The following is a 15,772-nucleotide window of genomic DNA, read 5'->3' as shown; positions in this document are numbered from 1 at the left end:
GTCCGTCAGGAGTCCAGCAGCACCACGTCGACCTCGCTGCCGGCCGGCAGCTCGGTGGTGTCCTCGGGGACGGTGATCAGGCAGTTCGCCCGGGCCAGTGCACCGACCAGGTGCGAGTCGGCGCCGCCCACCGGCTCCACCGTGCCGTCGGCCGCCGAGTAGCGGCCGCGCAGGAACTGCCGGCGGCCGGCCGGGGAGCGCAGCGCGGACGGGCAGAGCGCGCGCACCACCGGCCGGTGGACGTCGGCCGCGCCCAGCATCGTGCGGATGACCGGGCGGACGAAGAGCTCGAAGGAGATGTAGGCGCTCACCGGGTTGCCCGGCAGGGCGAGCAGCGGCACCCCGGCCGCGCCGCCGATCCGGCCGAAGCCCTGGGGCTTGCCGGGCTGCATCCGGAGCTTGCGGAAGTCGACACCCCCGTAGGACTCGAAGACCTCCTTGACCACGTCGTACGCGCCGACGCTGACCCCGCCGCTGGTGACGATCAGGTCGGCCCGGCCGAGCTGGTCCTCCAGGACTGCGCGCAGCAGGCCCGCGTCGTCCGGGACGCCGCCGACCCGGTAGGCGATGGCGCCGGCCTCCTGGGCGGCGGCGGTGAGGGTGAAGCTGTTGGAGTCGGTGATCTGTCCGGGCCCGATCGGCTCGCCGGGCTGGACCAGCTCGCTGCCGGTGGAGAGCACCACCACCCGGGGGCGCGGGCGGACCTTCACGGTGGCCCGGCCCACCGCGGCGAGCAGGCCGAGCTGGGTGGGGCCGAGGCGGGTGCCGGCCGCCAGGACGGTGGTGCCGGCGGCGACGTCGCTGCCGCGGCGGCGGATGTGGGCTCCCTCGGAGACCGGGCGCAGCACCCGGACCTCCTCGTCGGCGACCGGCGCGGTCATCGCGGCGGCGGCCGTCCCGGTGCCGGTGCCGCCGTCGGTCCACTCGACCGGGGCGACGGCCTGGGCGCCGGGCGGCAGGGGTGCGCCGGTCATGATCCGGGCGGCCTGGCCGGGGCCGACCTTGGGCAGTTCGCCCGCGCCGGCGGCGATGTCGCCGACCACCGTGAGCACCGAGGGGTAGATGTCGGTGGCACCCTCGGTGTCGGCGGTGCGCAGCGCGTAGCCGTCCATCGAGCTGTTGTCGAACGGCGGCAGGTCGCCCTCGGCGACCACGTCCTCGTCCAGTCGGCAGCCCTGGGCGTCGAGCAGTTGGAGCTCGATCGCGGGCAGCGGGCCGACCGCGGCCAGCACGTCGGCGAGGTGCTCGTCCACCGTCCAGAAGCGAGGAGCCGCCGGTGCCCGGTCCGCGGACCCGTCGCAGCAGGCTGCGGGGGTGGTGCTGTGCTCCGTGGACCCGGTCATCGGCGGCTCGCTCTCTGTGTGTGAGATCAGTCCTGCAGCTCGGAGCCGACGAACTCCCGCAGCCAGGAGCGGAACTCCGGGCCCAGGTCCTCGCGCTCGGCGGCCAGTCGGACGATAGCGCGCAGGTAGTCGGCGCGGTCGCCGGTGTCGTAGCGGCGGCCCTTGAAGAGCACGCCGTGCACCTGGCCGCCGGCCTCGGCCTCGCGGGTGGTCAGCTCGCGCAGGGCGTCGGTGAGCTGGATCTCGCCGCCGCGGCCGGGCGGGGTCTCGCGCAGCACGTCGAAGACCAGCGGGTCCAGGACGTAGCGGCCGATGACGGCGTAGTTGGAGGGGGCCTCGCCGGGCTCGGGCTTCTCGACCAGGTCGGTCACCTGGAAGACGTCCTCGCCGAAGCCGTTGGCCTTGACGGCGGCGCAGCCGTAGAGGTGGATCTGGGAGGGGTCGACCTCCATGAGGGCGACGACCGAGCCGCCGAGCTCCTGCTGCACCTCGATCATGCGGGCGAGCAGCGGGTCGCGCGGGTCGATCAGGTCGTCGCCGAGCAGGACGGCGAAAGGCTGGCCGGCGACGTGCTGCTCCGCGACGGAGACGGCGTGGCCGAGGCCCTTCGGGTCGCCCTGGCGGACGTAGTGCATGTTGGCCAGCTCGACGGACTCGCGGACCCGGCGCAGGCGGTCCTCGTCGCCCTTGCGGACGAGCAGCTCCTCCAGCTCGTAGGCGCGGTCGAAGTGGTCCTCCAGCGCGCGCTTGTTGCGGCCGGTGACCATCAATATGTCGGACAGGCCCGCGGCGGAGGCCTCCTCGACGACGTACTGGATGGCCGGCTTGTCGACGACGGGCAGCATCTCCTTCGGGGTGGCCTTGGTCGCCGGAAGGAAGCGGGTGCCCAGTCCGGCCGCGGGTACCACGGCCTTGGTTACCGGAATTCGGGAGGTGGTCGTCGTCATGCGTTTACCTTACTCAGGCACGTTTTCGCCCGGCCGAGCACGGTCGGACGGCTAGGACAGCACGTCCCGGGGCACGGCCACATTGGCAGGCGTATGGGAAGCGACCGGTTGGGCAAGGGGGTCCCCTCCGGTACAGGCCGACAGACTACCCGGCTTTCCCGAACGGTCACGTTCGGCAGTCGGCGGCCGCTCCGGGGCCGGAGCCGGCTGTTCACGGGGCCCGCCGGGGGGCTGCCCGGGGCGCGGGGCGATCCGCCAGCAGTCGCCGCCGGCCGCCCGTGCCGCGGCCAGCGCGGCGTCCGCGGAGCGGACCAGGACGGCCGCGTGGGTGCCGTCCTCGGGCAGCACGGCGATGCCGACGGCGGCGGTCAGTCCGTTGCCCCCGGCCGGGCGGGGCTCCCGGGTGCCGGAGGACCAGTCGAGCAGCAGGTGCCGGCGGACCGACCAGACCAGCCGCTCGGCGACCTGCACCGCGCCCTCGGCGCCGGTGTCCGGCAGCACCACCAGGAACTCCTCGCCGCTGTAGCGGCCCAGGGTGTCGGCCCGGCGGATCTCCATCGCGAGCCGCTGGGCGAGGTCGCGCAGCACGGCGTTGCCCCGGGCGCGGCCGTGCTCGGCGATGACCGCGTCGAAGCCGGCGATCTCCAGAAGCAGCACGGCCAGCGGGCGCGGGCCGTCGGCCTGGTCGGAGTGCTCGGCCCGGCGGGCCCGTTCGATCTCCCGGTCCAGGGTGAGCTGCAGGTGGCGGTAGTTCCAGACGCCGGTGAGCGAGTCGCAGGAGGCGGTGCGCTCCAGTTCGGCGCAGCGCTCCTCCAGTTCGGCGATCCGGCCGTTCAGCCGCTCCCGGTCCTCGGCGGCCTCGGTCCGCTCCCGGCGCACGCGCAGTCCGAGTACGGTGGCGCCGGCCAGCGCGGGGGCGCTCAGCGCGGCCAGGGCGTGGACCAGCAACGGGGTGGACAATCGGGGCGCCCTTTCGCGTGTCAGGCTCTGCGCGTCACGGTTTTCGGACGTGGAGGATCCGGTGCACAACGAGAAGAGCGACCTGAGGACACGGCTGTTGACGCGGCGCCGCGCGCTCACCGTCGAGGGGCGCGCGGAGGCGGCTGACGCACTCGCCGGGCACGCCTGGGAGCTGGCCGCGCCGGGCTCCACGGTGGCCGCCTACGTCTCGGTGGGCGCGGAACCCGGGACCAGGCCGCTGCTGGACGCGCTGCGGGAGAGCGGGGTGCGGGTGCTGCTGCCGGTGCTGCTGCCCGACAACGACCTGGACTGGGCCGAGTACGAGGGGCCGCAGTCGCTGGCCCCGGCCGCGCGGGGGCTGCTGGAGCCGGTCGGGCCGCGGCTCGGGCCGGAGGCCGTGACGGGCGCCTCGGTGGTGCTGCTGCCGGGCCTGGCGGTGGACCGGGGCGGGCTGCGGCTGGGCCGGGGCGGTGGCAGCTACGACCGGGTGCTGGCCCGGCTGGGCCGGGCGGGGGTGCGGCCGGTGCTGGCCGTGCTGCTGTACGAGCACGAGTTGCTGGACCGCGTGCCGGCCGAGCCGCACGACCTGCCGGTGGACCTCGCGGTCACGCCCTCGGGAGTGCGGGCGCTCGGCTGAGACGGCGGCGGCCCCGCTCCCCCGGAGGGGAGCGGGGCCGCGGTGCGCGTGCCGTACGGGCGTCAGCCGGTGGTGAGCACCAGCTTGTGCTTGGTGGCCTTCTCGACCGCGTCCGGGGTGAACGCCCAGGTCAGCAGCTTGCCCTTGAGCCAGAGGTCGGTCTGGTCGTTGTAGTTCGCATGGAAGGCGTGGCCGGACTCGCCGCCGACGTTGATCCAGCGCGAGGAGTCCAGGTCGTTCAGGTCGACCACCATCCGCATCGACGGGATCCAGTCCACCTGGTAGCCGGCCGCCGCGTTCCAGCCGGCCGCGTCGACCGCCGCCGAGCCGCCGGAGAGGCGGTACGGGCCGCGGTTGAGCAGCTTGTGGACGGCGCCGGAGGCGATCGAGGAGTTGTCGGTGCCGAGGGTCTGCTCGCGCAGCTCCAGCTTGTGCAGGCGGCCCCAGCTCCAGGTGGAGATGTCCTTGCCGAGCAGCGAGGTCAGGTCCTGCCGGGCGTTCTTCATCGCCTCCTTGAGCAGGTTGTCCAGGCCCTTCTGCTCCTTGTGCTGGGAGTCGATGTACGTCCACCACGAGCTGTCGGGCTTGTCGAGCTGGGCGCGGACCACCTCGGTCCAGCGGTCGCCGCCGTCCGGCTGGGCCTTGCCCGGGTCGCGGGTGCCGCACTGGGTGACGATCTTGCTGGAGCTGTCCGGCTTGGTCGGGTCGTCCTGCTGGCGCACCAGCAGGCAGTTGTCCTTGGCCCGGATGTCGGCCGGGAACTTCTGGCCGAAGGCGAGGCTGAGCAGGTTGCGCCAGACGCCGTTGTAGTAGGCGGCGGCGGCCGAGTCGGCGTCCTGGTGGTAGTTCCAGTCCTTCAGCAGGTCCTGGGCCCGGCGCACGTAAGGGTCGTCGATCTGCTGCTTGAGCAGCAGCGGGACCAGCGTCTTGGCCATGATGCTGGTGTTGTCCAGCTGGAGGGTCTGCATGTCGTCCGGCGAGATCTTGCCGTTGTTCTTGAGCAGGCCCTCGATCTGGTCGGTGATCTCCTTGGCCCGGGTGCCGTACTCCCAGTCCTTGGTCAGGTTGTACTTGTAGTTCGGGTCGACCACGGCCTGGTTGGCGGTGACGATGTAGCCCACGGCCGGGTTGAAGCTGTACGGCAGGGCGGTGAAGGGGACCGGGTCCGGCTTCCACTGGTACGACGAGTCCCAGCCCGGGGCGGGCATGGAGCCGTCGCCCTTGCCGCGCACCGGGATGACGCCCGGGGCCTGGTAGCCGATGTTCTTGGCGTCGGCGTAGATCAGGTTCTGCGCGGGGACGGCGAAGTCCTTGGCGGCGTTCCGGAAGTCGTCCCAGTTCTTCGCCCTGTCCAGCTCGAACACGGCGTCCATGGTCCTGCCGGGGCTGAGCGCCGTCCACTGCAGCGCGACGCCGTAGCCGCCGGTGCCGCGGTCGGGGGCGGAGCTGCCGTTGGGCGCGTACTTGCCGACGTTCTGCTGCTCGGTGCTCGTGTCGGAGATGAGCGGGGCGCCGGTCTTGGTGGTGCGGACGGTGATGGTGCGGTCCTCGCCGCCGGCGACCTTGATGGTCTCCTTGCGGAGGTCGAACTTCTCGTCCTTGCCGTCGACCTGGTAGGTGTCCGGGCCGGTCACCTTCTCCAGGTAGAGGTCGCTCACGTCGGCGCCCAGGTTGGTGAAGCCCCAGGCGATGTCCTTGTTGTGGCCGATCACCACGCCGGGCATGCCGGCGAAGGTGAAGCCGGAGACGTCGAACTGGCAGGCCGGGGAGGCGGTCCGGCAGTGCAGGCCCATCTGGTACCAGACCGAGGGCAGGCCGGGGCCGAGGTGCGGGTCGTTGGCCAGCAGCGGCTTGCCGGTGGTGGTGTGGGAGCCCGCGACCACCCAGGAGTTGGAGCCGATGCCCTGGCCGGGGCGGCCGAGCAGCTGCGGCATCCCGTCGATCCGGTCGGTGAGGCCCTGGACCAGCGCCCTGGTCGTGGTGGCGCCCTGGGCGGTGCCGCCGCCGGGGGACGCGCCGGGCTGGGCGGAGCCGTCGGCCGGGCGGTAGGTGTCGCCGCTGACGGTGCCGGTCTTCACGATCGTGCCGCTGCGGGAGTACGGGTACTCCGGGTACAGCTCGGCGATCTTGTCCGGGCCGAAGTCCTGGGCGAGCAGCGAGCGGTCGATCTCCTCCTGGAGGTTCCCGGAGAGGTTCCAGGCCATCGCCTTGAGCCAGGCCACCGAGTCCACCGGCGTCCACTGCTCGGGCTTGTAGCCGCTGTTGACGGCGCCGAGCATGGCGTACTCCAGCGAGGCCTTCTCCCCGCCGGGGTGCTCGGCGAGCCAGGCGTTCACGCCGTCCGCGTAGGCCTGGAGGTACTTCTTGGTCTCCGGCGAGAGCTTGGTGTCGTACTCCTTCTGGGCCACCTGGCGCCAGCCCATGGTGCGGATGAAGGAGTCGGTGTCGACCTGGCTGTCGCCGAACATCTCGGAGAGCCGGCCCGCGGTGACGTGCCGGCGGACGTCCATCTCCCAGAAGCGGTCCTGGGCCTGGACGTAGCCCTGGGCGCGGAACAGGTCCTCGGAGGTGTCCGCGTACAGCTGCGGGATGCCGTTGGCATCGCGCTTGACGTCGACCGGCGCGCTCAGGCCCGCCACCTTGACCGTGCCGTCCACCTCCGGAAAGGACGCACGGACCGCGGTGACCCCGCGGTAGCCGCCGTAGCCGACGCCGGCCACCAGCAGCACGACCAGCACGATCACGATCAGACGGGCGCGCCGGAACTTCTTCGAGCGGGGCATCTGGGTCCTTGCGGTCCTGACTTCGGGGCGGGCGGGCGTGTCCAGGGCCTGCGGCCGTGACAGGGAACCACATTAGGCCGAGTCGGCGGAGCGCCGTGAACGGGGGACCAAACTAAAGATATGGCAAAATGTTAGACTGCGTAACGATCCGCAACAGGAGCATTGACGACTTCTTAGCGGGGCGGTGCTCGACAGCGCTGCTCTCCGTACAGACGGAACCCCCTGCACCACTGACACCCCCGCACCACCTGACAGCCCTGCACCACCTGACACCCCGCCCGCCCATGCCTGCCCGAGGTGCCACTGCGTGAACGTCGCCCATCTGAACCAGCTCCTGCTCGAAGCCTCCGTGATCCTGCTCTTCGCGGTGGTCGCCGTCCGGTTCTCGACCCGATCAGGACTGCCCAGTCTGCTGATCTACCTCGGGATCGGCGTGGCACTGGGCCAGAACGGGATCGGCGTCACCTTCAACAACGCCCAACTGACCCAGGTGCTCGGCTACGCGGCACTCGTGGTGATCCTGGCCGAGGGCGGCCTCAAGACCGTCTGGCGCGATGTCAGACCGTCGTTGCCGGCGGCCACCGCGCTGGCCACCGTCGGCGTCGGGATCAGCGTCTTCGTCACGGCGGCCGGCGCCCACTGGCTGGTCGGCCTGGACTGGCGGACCTCGCTGCTGCTCGGCGCGATCGTCTCCTCCACCGACGCCGCGGCCGTCTTCTCGGTGCTGCGGATGGTCCCGCTGCCGCACCGGCTCACCGGCCTGCTGGAGGCCGAGTCCGGCTTCAACGACGCGCCCGTGGTCATCCTGGTCGTCGCCTTCGCCTCCGCCGGCGAACTGGACACCTGGTACGTGCTGCTCGGCACGATCGTCGCCGAACTGGCGATCGGCGCGGCGATCGGCCTGGCCGTCGGCAAGCTCGGCGCGTTCGCGGTGAAGCACGTCGCGCTGCCCTCCTCGGGTCTCTACCCGATCGCCGTGGTGGCGCTGACCGTGCTCGCCTACGCCGGCGGCTCGCTGCTGCACGGCTCCGGCTTCCTCGCCGTCTACGTCAGCGCGGTGATCCTCGGGAACTCCAAGCTCCCGCACGGACCGGCCGTGCGCGGCTTCGCCGACGGGCTGGCCTGGATAGGGCAGATCGGCATGTTCGTGCTGCTCGGGCTGCTCGCCGCACCCGAGAGCATGGGCGACGCCGTGGTGCCCGCGCTGGTGGTCGGCACGGTGCTGGTCTTCCTGGCCCGGCCGCTGTCCGTGGTGCTCACGATGACCCCCTTCAAGGTGCCCGGCCGCGAGCAGGCCCTGCTGAGCTGGGCCGGCCTGCGCGGCGCGGTGCCCATCGTGCTGGCCACCATCCCGGTGGTCTCCGGCGCCCACAAGGCCGAGGACGTGTTCAACATCGTCTTCATCCTGGTCGTCGTCTTCACCCTGCTCCAGGGGCCGACCCTGCCCTGGATGGCCAAGCGGCTGAAGATCGGCGAGGGCGCGATGGGCCAGGACCTCGACATCGAGTCCGCGCCGCTGGAGAAGCTGCACGGACACCTGCTGGCGGTCACGCTCTCGCCGATCTCGCGGATGTCCGGGGTGGAGATCAGCGAGCTGCGGCTGCCCAAGGGGGCGGCGGTCACCCTGGTCGTGCGGGAGGGCAACTCGTTCGTGCCGGACAAGGCGACGATGCTGCGCGGCGGGGACGAGCTGCTGGTGGTCACCACGGACGAGGTGAGCGAGGCGGCGGAGCGGCGGCTGCGGGCCGTGGACAGGGGCGGCAAGCTGGCCGGATGGCTGAACGGGCGGTGACCCCGGCTCCTCGGCCGGCCCGGGGCCGCAGGGGCCGGAAGTCGGGTGGCCTGGCGGAATCTACGCGCGTAACTGTATGCTGGTTCGACTACGCCGTATAACTACCGCTAGACCACCCCCAGCATCTGCCTGACGCAGAGTTGGCGCGACCGCTCGGCGGCCGCGGTCCGGCCCCGGCCCACCAGGCCCGGCCGGCCCGGTATCTACCCCGGTCGACGCGCGAGAGGACGACTCTCGGCGCCGTCGGGGCCACCCCATGCCCTGCCGCGCTACCAGGCAGCAGGAAGGACCGACCGTGACGGCCCGCCGAACGGTCGAGATCGCCGCGGACTCCACTCCGGACACCGCTCCGGACACCGCGGCCGGCACCCCCGACAGCGCGATCGCACCGGCCAAGGTCGGCTACGGCGCGCTGCTGCGCACGCCCGGCGCCTGGACGTTCCTGGCCCCCGCCTTCGTCGCGCGGCTGCCCTACGCGATGCTCAGCATGGGCATCCTGCTGCTCGTCAAGGACACCCACGGCTCGTACGGGACCGCAGGCACCGTCACGGCGATCGCCGCCGTCGCGCAGGCGCTGATCGGCCCGCAGACCGGGCGGCTCGCCGACCGGTACGGACAGGCCGCCGTCCTCGTCCCGACCGTCGCGGTGCACGCGGCCGCGGTCGGCCTGCTGCTCACCCTGGCACTCGGCCACGCGCCGGCCTGGAGCCTGTTCCTGGCCGCCGTTCCGGCCGGTGCGAGCGTTCCGCAGATCGGCGCGATGGTCCGGGCCCGCTGGATCGCCACGATCGGCGCCGAGGGCGCGTCCGCCTCCTCGGCGGCCAAGGTGAGCACCGCGTTCGCCTTCGAGTCGGTGACGGACGAGTTCACCTTCGTGATCGGCCCGATCCTGGCCGCCAAGATCGCCACCTCGGTCAGCCCGTCCGCCGCGCTGGTCACCGAGGCCGCGCTGACCCTCGTGGGCGGCCTGGTCTTCGCCGCCCAGCGCCGCACCGCGCCCGCCCGGACCGCCACCCGGCCCGGCGCGCGCCGCGCCTCCGCGCTGGCCTCCCCCGGCGTCCGGCTGCTGGCCGGAGTGATCCTCGGGGTGGGGGCCGTGTTCGGCGGGATGCAGGTCTCGGTCAACGCCTTCGCCGACTCGGTCGGCCAGCACGCCGCCGCCGGCACCGTGTACGGGATCTTCGCCGGCGGCTCGATGGTGGCCGGCGTGCTCTACGGCGTCATCGCCTGGCGCCGGGCCGTCCAGCACCGGATGGTCATCAGCTACGCACTGCTGGTGGTGGGCTGCTCGACGCTGTGGGCGATGCCCGACCTCGTCACGCTGTCGATCGCCGGACTGTTCTGCGGTCTGGCCATCGCTCCGACCCTGATCAGCGGCTACACCCTGGTCGAGACCCTGGTCGAGGACGGCGCCAAGACGGAGGCCTTCACCTGGCTGACCGGCGCCATCGGCCTGGGCCTGGCCGTCGGCTCGATGGTGGCCGGGCGGCTGATCGACGGCCACGGGCCGTCCGCCGGGTTCCTGGTCCCGCTGGTCGGCGCCGGTCTGGGGCTGGTCGCGCTGGGGTCGATGCGGCACCTGCTGGTCCCCCCGGTCAGGAGCGGTCACGTGGTGGCGGGGTCCGGCGAGCACGGCGCCCCGGCGCAGCTGGTCGGCACGGCCAAGGGCTGAGCGATCGGTCGGACGCGGCCCGTACCGGCTCATCTCACACCGGATTCGCTGGACTGATCCAACGGAATACCGCATCATTGACCATCGTTAGCACTCATCAGGCGAGAGTGCCAGGAGGAAGACAAGTGCCCACGTACCAGTACCAGTGCACCGAGTGCGGCAACGGCCTGGAGGCGGTGCAGAAGTTCACCGACGAGGCGCTGACCACGTGCCCCGACTGCCAGGGACGGCTCCGCAAGGTCTTCTCGGCCGTGGGCGTCGTGTTCAAGGGCTCGGGCTTCTACCGGACCGACAGCCGCTCGTCCTCCAGCAGCTCGGTGGGCGCGGGTTCGTCCGCCGGCTCCTCGACGTCGTCGTCGGCGTCGGGTTCGTCGAGCGCTTCCGGCTCTTCGGGCTCGTCCTCGTCGAGCACCTCCAGCTCGTCCAGCAGCCCGGCTGCGGCCGCGAGCTGAGCTCGGCTCCCCGGGATTCCGGGGGGCTCCTGAGGCTTCACGGGAAGGCCCGTCGGCCCCGCTTCGCGCGGGGGCGGCGGGCCTTTTCGCATTCCGGCATTCCGGCGTCGCGTGTTCCCGCGTTCCCGGGTCTCGTGTTCCCGCGCCTTCCCGCGTTCCCGGGTCTCGTGTTCCCGCGGTGCCGCTTGCGCGGCCTACGTCAGCTCTCGGAGGTCGGACTCACTCGTGCGGGTGTACGAAGTTGTCCACAGGGGCGGGGTTGTCCACAGGCTGTGGGAACCGGCTTTCCAGCAGTGGCACAAGCGCGCATCGTGTGGTCACCGAGCGGCGACCGACCGCGCGGCGTCCGACCCCGTGTGACGACCGACCGAGTCCGGAGGTGCCCCGATGACGGCCATGAGCCCGTCCGTTCCGCTGCCCGCGCCCACCGTGCCGCCGCGGCAGGAGGTGCCGAGCTTCCCGCCGATCCGGCGCGGGTGCGGCGGGTGGCACCGCTGGCGCCGGGCCGTCCGACGCCGGGCCGGGGTGCCCGCGCTGGTGCTGCTCGCGGTGGCCGCGGCGTTGGCGTTCGGGCCCGCGCGGGCCGGACTGCCGCCGCCCTCGGAGGGCGCGGTGGGCCGTACGGGTTGTCAATCCGGGATCGCGGAAGACCACCCGTAACCCCGGAACGACTTCGTCGTTCGAGGCGGCATGAAAGGCTTCAAGGAATTCCTGCTGCGTGGAAATGTCGTCGAACTCGCCGTCGCCGTGGTCATCGGCGCGGCCTTCACCAACATCGTCAACGCCTTCGTCAAGGGCGTGATCAATCCGATCGTCGGTGCGTTCGGGACGAAGGACCTGGCGTCCTACAGTTCCTGCCTCAAGGGGCCCTGCGAGGTGAGCGGCACCGGTGAGGTCACGTCCGGGGTCCTCATCCTGTGGGGCTCGGTGCTCAGCGCCGCCCTGCAGTTCCTGATCACCGCCGCCGTCGTCTACTTCGTCCTGATCGTGCCGATGAACCGGTTGGCGGCCAGGCGCAAGACCGTCGCCGAGGAGGCGGCCGAGGCCGAGGCCAAGGAGGTCCAACTGCTGACCGAGATCCGCGACGCACTGGTCACGACACGCTAGTCACCCCGATCCCCAACTCCCTTTCCCCGGTCCTTCGCTCCCCCGTTCCCCCTGGGTGTATTGACCCGCAGGGTTGTTCACGCGGCTGATCGGTGGCTTGCCTCCGAGTGCGGTGTGGCAGCGATGGTAGTTGTCCTGGTGCAGGAAGTCGGCCAGGGCGGCGGTTCGTTCGTGGTTGCTGGTGTGGGGCCGCTGGTAGGCCCGTTCGTCGAGCAGGGTGCGGTTGAAGCGTTCGACTTTGCCGTTGGTCTGCGGCCGGTAGGGGCGGATGCGCTTGTGGGTGATGCCGGCATCGGTCAGGGTCCGGGTGAAGAGCCTGGACCTGTAGCAGGAGCCGTTGTCGGTCAGGACACGTTCGACGGTGATGCCGTGGTCGGCGAAGAACGCCTGGGCCCGCTGCCAGAACGCGGCCGCGGTCTCCTGGCGTTCGTCGGCGAGGACCTCGCTGTAGGCCAGGCGGGAGTGGTCGTCGACGGCGGAGTGGACATAGCTGTAGCCGATCACCGGCTTGCAGCTCCTGCGTTCGGTGGTGGTGGCCTGGCGGTTGCGGTCGCCGGCCTCCCGGCCGACCGTGCGCCAGCCGCCGCCGGGGATGTTGCCGGGTTTCTTGATGTCGACGTGGACGAGCTCGCCCGGGCGTTCGCGCTCGTGGCGGCGTATCGCTTCGCCGGTGGGCCGGTCGAGCCAGGCCAGGCGGTTCAGGCCGTGCCTGGTCGGGATCCGTTGCACCGTCGAGGCCGGGATGCCGAGGATCGGGCCGATCCTGGGGGGTCCGAGCTTGCGGTCCCGCCGCAGCTCGCAAACCCGGGCCTCGACGGCGGCCGCGGTGCGGTGCGGGGTGGTGCGCGGGCGGCTGGAGCGGTCCAGCAGGCCCGCCTCGCCCTCGGCCCGCCAACGCCGCACCCACTTGTGGGCGGTGGCCCGGGAGATGCCCGTCTCGGCGGCTATGTGCGCCACGGGGCGGCCTGCGCGGACGCGTTCGACCAGGAGCCGCCTGCCGTGCACGGTCAGCCGGGCATTACGGTGGGACACGAAGACTTCCGTGTGTGGTGTGGAGCCTAGACACCTCCGCCACACCGGAGGTCTTCGCCATGATCAAGCCCGACCACCGTCAACAACGCTCATGGTCAATACACCTAGTCACCGTGGTGCGGCGGGCGCTGGCTCAGGTACCAGTCCAGCCCCCGCCCACCGCTCTCCCCGGCGCCGGGGCGGTCGCCCCAGCCGGCGTCGGTGTCGTCCCGGGACTGCTGGTCCAGCGGGTCGTGGAAGACCAGGCGGGCCTTGGCCGCGGCCGTGTCCTGCCCGCCCCGGGCCTTCGGCTGCCGCTGGTCCTGTTCCTCCCGCCCCGGCTCTGCCTGCCCCTGCCCCGGTCCCTGTTCCTGTCGCTGCTCGCTCACCCTGTCCACTCCGTCCGGTCCGGCCGTCCCGGCCGCTCCCCTGCCGATCCCTGTCCTGACCTGCCCCTCCAGCCTAAGAGGCCCGCGCCACGCCGCGGGCCCTGGTGCGGAGCGCTCCGCAGCAGGGCCCGGGTGGTGGCCGGCCGCCGTCGCCGACCGTCAGGCGGCTTCGAAGCCGGCGTGGTCGGCGATCTTCTTCAGTTCGGCCAGCGCGTGCTTCTCGATCTGGCGGATCCGCTCGCGGGTGAGGCCGTGCTGCTTGCCCACCTCGGTGAGGGTGCGCTCGCGGCCGTCCTCCATGCCGTAGCGGGACCGGATGATCGAGGCCGTACGGTCGTCCAGCCGCCCGATCAGGTCGTCCAGCTCCTCGCGGCGGAGCATGACCATCACGGCGTCCTCGGGGGACGTCGCCCCGGTGTCCTCGACCAGGTCGCCGAACTGGGTCTCGCCCTCGTCGTCGACCGACATGTTGAGGCTGACCGGGTCCCGCGCCCAGTCCAGCACGTCCTTGATCCGGGCCTCGGTGGTGTCCAGCTCGGCCGCGATCTCGGCCGGCTCCGCCTCGCGGCCCAGCTCCTTGGACTTCTCGCGCTGCACCCGGCGGATCCGGCCGAGCTCCTCGACCAGGTGCACGGGCAGCCGGATCGTACGGGACTGGTCGGCGATCGAGCGGGTGATCGCCTGCCGGATCCACCACGTCGCGTAGGTGGAGAACTTGAAGCCCTTGGAGTAGTCGAACTTCTCGACGGCGCGCACCAGGCCGGCGTTGCCCTCCTGGATGAGGTCCAGCAGCGGCAGGCCGCTGCGCGGGTAGCGGCGGGCGACCGCCACGACCAGACGGAGGTTCGAGCGGATGAAGACGTCCTTGGCGCGCTCGGCGTCGGCGGCTATCGCCTCCAGCTCCTCGCGCGTGACGCCGTCGGGGATTTCGCCCTCGTCCAGCATGTGCTGGGCGTACACGCCGGCCTCGATCCGCAGTGAGAGCTCGACCTCCTCGGCGGCATCGAGCAGGGGCGTCCTGGCGATCTCGTCGAGGTACATACCGACCAGGTCGCGGTCGGCCTCAAGGTTGGTCGGGCGGGCCGCGCGAGTCCGGTCGGCCCTGTCGCGAACGACGGCACGGGTGGCCATGCTTGCTCCCTTTGCTGGAATTGCCGAGGTCTGCCTGCCTGCCCGAAAGGGCAAGAAGTGCGGGCCCCGAGGGGCTCACACGTAACGATCCAACGAACAGATTCCGGACAACATTCCCAACTCGCTCAGATTCTTCCCGGCGATGCAGTATCCTGCCGGTTTTCATCCTGGACCTGGACACTGTGTGACCGATCGAACACCTCAGGTGCCCGTCCGCGACCGATCGGGGAGCGGCCCTTCACGGGCTGCACACGCGGCCGCCGCCCATTCGTTGAACAGCCGGGCGATCGCACACGTTCCCGTGCACCCCCGGCGTCCGCCCGCGCCCGCACTCCGGCACACGCAGGTCCTCCGCACAAAAGATGCCGAATCGCTATCACCCGGGCTCCCGATCGGCGCAGGACGCTGGGAAGGTACCAGGCATGCACCTGACCAACAGCACGAGTTCCGTCACTGTGCGTCAGCGCCGCCTTCTTCGGGACGCGTCGCTCGCGCTGGGCTGCGCCGCGCTGTTCTGCCTCCTGGCGACGCTGGTGACGGGCCACTGGCACCCCCTGCACCAGTTCGACCAGGACTGGACCAGCGAACTCCACGACTACGCACGGGATCACCGGATCTGGACCGCCGCGGTGCAGACCCTCTCCGACATCGGCGGCCCCGTCACGATGCGTGCACTGCTGGGCATCGCGGCCGCCTGGCTCTGGCTGATCGGCGCCCGGGTGCTGGCCGGCTGGGTGGCCGCCCAGACCCTGGTCGGCTGGGGCGCCCAGTGGGCGCTCAAGCTGGCCGTCGACCGGCAACGGCCCGCCTTCTCCGACCCGGTCTCGCACGCCGGCGGACCGGCCTTCCCCTCCGGGCACGCGATGGCCTCGGCGATCACCTGTACCGTCCTGGTCGGCCTGCTCTGGTACCGGGTCGACCGCCGCGGCCGGACCGCCGCCTGCTCGGTGGCCGCGGCCACGGTCCTGACCATCGGCTGGACCCGGACGGCCCTCGGGGTGCACTGGCCCAGCGACGTGGTGGCGGGGTGGCTGGCCGCCGGCGTCGTGCTGGGCGTCGTCACGGCCGCGATCGAACTCTGGCGCCCGGGCGCCCTGGCCCGTGACGTACGGCGGGTCAACTGGCGCACCAGGCCCCGGGTCCAGCGGGTCATCGTCCCGTACGTCCGGCCCCCGCGCCCCGAGGGCCCGCCTGCTGACGGGCCGCTGGGCGACGCCCCGCTGGATCGTGACCCACTGGACGACGACCCACTGGGCGGTGGCGGGGCGGACGCGCCCGGCCGGGACGGACCGTCCGACCGCCCGGACGCACCGGTCCACTGAGCGGAGGGCCCCGGCGAGAAGCCCGGAAACGCCGCAGGCCCTCCGCCCCGGGAGGGGAGGAGGGCCTGTGAACTGCGGTTCTGTCGTGCCCCAGACAGGAATCGAACCTGCGACACCGGCTTTAGGAGAGCCGTGCTCTATCCCCTGAGCTACTGAGGCGTGGCCGGTCGGTGACCAGGCCGTTCACAGCGTACCGGATCGGGGGTGGGCGGGGGACGGCGAAGGG

General features: G+C 72.0%; 14 protein-coding genes and 1 tRNA gene. 7 read left to right on the top strand and 8 right to left on the bottom strand.

What is annotated here, in order from left to right; all coding sequences use genetic code 11:
• Positions 1-5: 5 nt before the first annotated feature.
• From glp to ACFV1W_RS01235, 3 genes are read right to left on the bottom strand one after another with little or no spacing between them, the layout of a single operon-like run.
• Complete coding sequence (gene glp / locus ACFV1W_RS01245; protein WP_380411727.1) at positions 6-1,343, bottom strand: gephyrin-like molybdotransferase Glp; 1,338 nt, start codon at positions 1,341-1,343, stop codon at positions 6-8.
• Between the two features lie 26 nt (positions 1,344-1,369).
• Complete coding sequence (gene galU, locus ACFV1W_RS01240; RefSeq protein WP_380411725.1) at positions 1,370-2,290, bottom strand: UTP--glucose-1-phosphate uridylyltransferase GalU; 921 nt, start codon at positions 2,288-2,290, stop codon at positions 1,370-1,372.
• A 51-nt stretch (positions 2,291-2,341) separates the two neighbouring features.
• Entirely contained in the window at positions 2,342-3,250 is a 909-nt protein-coding gene (locus ACFV1W_RS01235; RefSeq protein ID WP_380411722.1) for a GGDEF domain-containing protein, read from the bottom strand.
• 61 nt (positions 3,251-3,311) lie between these two features.
• Here ACFV1W_RS01235 and ACFV1W_RS01230 point away from each other — a divergent pair, with 61 nt between their 5' ends.
• On the top strand, positions 3,312-3,887 hold the full coding sequence (locus tag ACFV1W_RS01230; RefSeq protein WP_380411721.1) for a 5-formyltetrahydrofolate cyclo-ligase: 576 nt from the start codon (positions 3,312-3,314) through the stop codon (positions 3,885-3,887).
• Positions 3,888-3,949: 62 nt separating this feature from the next.
• Here ACFV1W_RS01230 and ACFV1W_RS01225 read toward each other — a convergent pair whose 3' ends face one another.
• Positions 3,950-6,670, bottom strand: a complete 2,721-nt coding sequence (locus ACFV1W_RS01225; RefSeq protein ID WP_380411718.1) for a penicillin acylase family protein — start codon at positions 6,668-6,670, stop codon at positions 3,950-3,952.
• Positions 6,671-6,977: 307 nt separating this feature from the next.
• Between ACFV1W_RS01225 and ACFV1W_RS01220 the strand changes: the two genes are divergently transcribed.
• The 5 genes from ACFV1W_RS01220 to mscL all read left to right on the top strand — a co-directional run bounded on the left by ACFV1W_RS01220 (position 6,978) and on the right by mscL (position 11,693).
• Entirely contained in the window at positions 6,978-8,462 is a 1,485-nt protein-coding gene (locus ACFV1W_RS01220; protein ID WP_380411716.1) for a potassium/proton antiporter, read from the top strand.
• A gap of 382 nt (positions 8,463-8,844) precedes the next feature.
• Positions 8,845-10,134: an MFS transporter gene (locus ACFV1W_RS01215; RefSeq protein ID WP_380411886.1), complete on the top strand. Its 1,290-nt coding sequence runs from the start codon at positions 8,845-8,847 to the stop codon at positions 10,132-10,134.
• Positions 10,135-10,259: 125 nt separating this feature from the next.
• Entirely contained in the window at positions 10,260-10,586 is a 327-nt protein-coding gene (locus ACFV1W_RS01210; protein WP_380411713.1) for an FmdB family zinc ribbon protein, read from the top strand.
• A 387-nt stretch (positions 10,587-10,973) separates the two neighbouring features.
• Entirely contained in the window at positions 10,974-11,246 is a 273-nt protein-coding gene (locus ACFV1W_RS01205) for a hypothetical protein (protein ID WP_380411711.1), read from the top strand.
• Positions 11,247-11,276: 30 nt separating this feature from the next.
• Positions 11,277-11,693: a large conductance mechanosensitive channel protein MscL gene (gene mscL, locus ACFV1W_RS01200; RefSeq protein ID WP_380411709.1), complete on the top strand. Its 417-nt coding sequence runs from the start codon at positions 11,277-11,279 to the stop codon at positions 11,691-11,693.
• On the opposite strand, the gene ACFV1W_RS01195 is transcribed toward mscL, so the two are convergent.
• The 3 genes from ACFV1W_RS01195 to ACFV1W_RS01185 all read right to left on the bottom strand — a co-directional run bounded on the left by ACFV1W_RS01195 (position 11,694) and on the right by ACFV1W_RS01185 (position 14,224).
• Positions 11,694-12,725, bottom strand: coding sequence for an IS481 family transposase (locus tag ACFV1W_RS01195; protein WP_380411707.1), 1,032 nt, complete (start codon positions 12,723-12,725; stop codon positions 11,694-11,696).
• Positions 12,726-12,829: 104 nt separating this feature from the next.
• Entirely contained in the window at positions 12,830-13,093 is a 264-nt protein-coding gene (locus tag ACFV1W_RS01190; RefSeq protein WP_380411705.1) for a hypothetical protein, read from the bottom strand.
• Between the two features lie 159 nt (positions 13,094-13,252).
• On the bottom strand, positions 13,253-14,224 hold the full coding sequence (locus ACFV1W_RS01185; RefSeq protein ID WP_380411704.1) for a sigma-70 family RNA polymerase sigma factor: 972 nt from the start codon (positions 14,222-14,224) through the stop codon (positions 13,253-13,255).
• Between the two features lie 422 nt (positions 14,225-14,646).
• On the opposite strand from ACFV1W_RS01185, the gene ACFV1W_RS01180 reads away from it, so the two are divergent.
• Positions 14,647-15,546: a phosphatase PAP2 family protein gene (locus tag ACFV1W_RS01180; RefSeq protein WP_380411703.1), complete on the top strand. Its 900-nt coding sequence runs from the start codon at positions 14,647-14,649 to the stop codon at positions 15,544-15,546.
• 86 nt (positions 15,547-15,632) lie between these two features.
• Here the strand turns inward: ACFV1W_RS01180 and ACFV1W_RS01175 are convergent.
• Positions 15,633-15,705: transfer RNA gene (locus ACFV1W_RS01175), tRNA-Arg, on the bottom strand.
• Between the last annotated feature and the right edge of the window lie 67 nt (positions 15,706-15,772).

The organism is Kitasatospora sp. NPDC059648 (assembly GCF_042734825.1).
GTDB lineage: Bacteria > Actinomycetota > Actinomycetes > Streptomycetales > Streptomycetaceae > Kitasatospora.
Note: the sequence above shows the minus strand (reverse complement) of the source record. Positions and strands in the feature narration are given on the sequence as shown.